A 1,472-nucleotide genomic window follows, 5' to 3' on the forward strand; every position below is an offset into this window, starting at 1 on the left:
GGCCGGCCTTCACGCCCTTGGCGCGCGCCTCGACCACGGCGCTGCGCGCCACGCGCGCGCTCGCGCCGAAGGCCACGACCACCACGTCGGCGTCCTCGACGAGGAACGTCTCGGCGCGCTGCTCGTCGCGCTCGATGACGGCGTAGCGCTCGTAGCGCTCGACGTTCAGGCGCTCCAGCTCGTCGGCCGTGAGGTAGAGCGAGTTCACCACGTTGTGGGGGCGCTTATGCTTGTGGCCGGTGGTGGCCCAGGGCTTCTCGACCTGCTCGTCGCGCGGCTCGGGCATGACCACGGGCTCCATCATCTGCCCGAGCATGCCGTCGGCCAGGATCATGACGGGCGTGCGGTACTGGTCGGCCACGTCGAAGGCCGTGAACGCGAGGTCGGCCATCTCCTGCACCGTGGAGGGCGCGTACACCACCACGCGGAAGTCGCCGTGGCCGAGCGCGCGCGTGGCCTGCCAGTAGTCGGCCTGCGAGGGCTGGATGCCGCCGAGGCCCGGGCCGCCGCGCTGCACGTTGATGATGACGCCCGGCAGGTCCGCGCCGGCCATATAGGAGATGCCCTCGCCCTTGAGCGAGATGCCCGGCGAGGAGGACGACGTCATGACGCGCGCGCCGGCGGCCGAGGCGCCGTACACCATGTTGATGGCCGCGATCTCGCTCTCGGCCTGCAGGAACGTCCCGCCCACCTTGGGCATGCGCTTGGACATGTAGGCCGCGAGCTCGGTCTGCGGCGTGATGGGATACCCGAAGAAGAAGCGGCAACCCGCGCGCAGGGCCGCCTCGGCCAGCGCCTCGTTGCCCTTCATGAGCACTTTCTCTGCCATGAGCAGCCTACCTTTCCACCGTGATGGCCACGTCGGGACACATCGTCGCGCACGACGCGCAGCCCGTGCACGCGTCCAGGTCGATGCAGTGCGCCGGATGGTAGCCCTTCGCCGTGATCGTGTTCTCGTCAAGCTCGATGATATGCACGGGGCATGCGTCCACGCACAGGCCGCACCCCTTGCAGAAGGAGTCGTCTACGCTGATTCTCGCCATGATCCGCCTTCCTCGTCTCGTCTGTATGCGCATACGGCGCCGCCGAAGCGCCGCCGCTCTCTCGTCTTATTGCCAGGGAGTTCTCACATATACTCGCACAGGATAGGCCTCCCCCGCCCCTCCGTCCCGCCCAAAGCGGGGAAATTGCCGGTCAGCGTCCTGGCAGGCCGTCTCCGCCGGCACCGTGGTGAAGGCGAGCGGCAGGCCTGCGAGGCGCGCGACCTCCTGGGCGAAGGGGATGCCCGCGGCCACCACGGCCTCGTCGGTGTCGCCCTGCAGGTGCGTGTTGTTGGCCACGGCGGTGGCGGCGAGGTGCGACTTCGCCTCGATCTCGCGCAGCACCTCTGCCGCCTCGGCCGGCTCCTGCGTGAGGTTGCGGCTGCGGTTCACCACGTAGAGCATCTCGTAGGGCCCGGCCGCAACCGCGCG

General features: G+C 69.4%; 2 protein-coding genes and 1 pseudogene. All 3 read right to left on the reverse strand.

All coding sequences use genetic code 11. From position 1 onward, the window contains the following. A partial coding sequence (gene vorB / locus GPA_RS13420) for a 3-methyl-2-oxobutanoate dehydrogenase subunit VorB (protein ID WP_041239656.1) occupies positions 1-829 on the reverse strand: 829 nt, incomplete at its 3' end. 7 nt (positions 830-836) lie between these two features. Further along, a complete protein-coding gene (locus tag GPA_RS13425) occupies positions 837-1,043 on the reverse strand; it encodes a 4Fe-4S binding protein (protein ID WP_015540205.1) in 207 nt (68 codons plus the stop codon). Positions 1,044-1,109: 66 nt separating this feature from the next. Next, positions 1,110-1,472 (reverse strand): annotated as a pseudogene (locus GPA_RS13430) (ParA family protein); the annotation flags it as partial.

Source organism: Gordonibacter pamelaeae 7-10-1-b (assembly GCF_000210055.1).
GTDB classification, from domain to species: Bacteria; Actinomycetota; Coriobacteriia; order Coriobacteriales; family Eggerthellaceae; genus Gordonibacter; species Gordonibacter pamelaeae.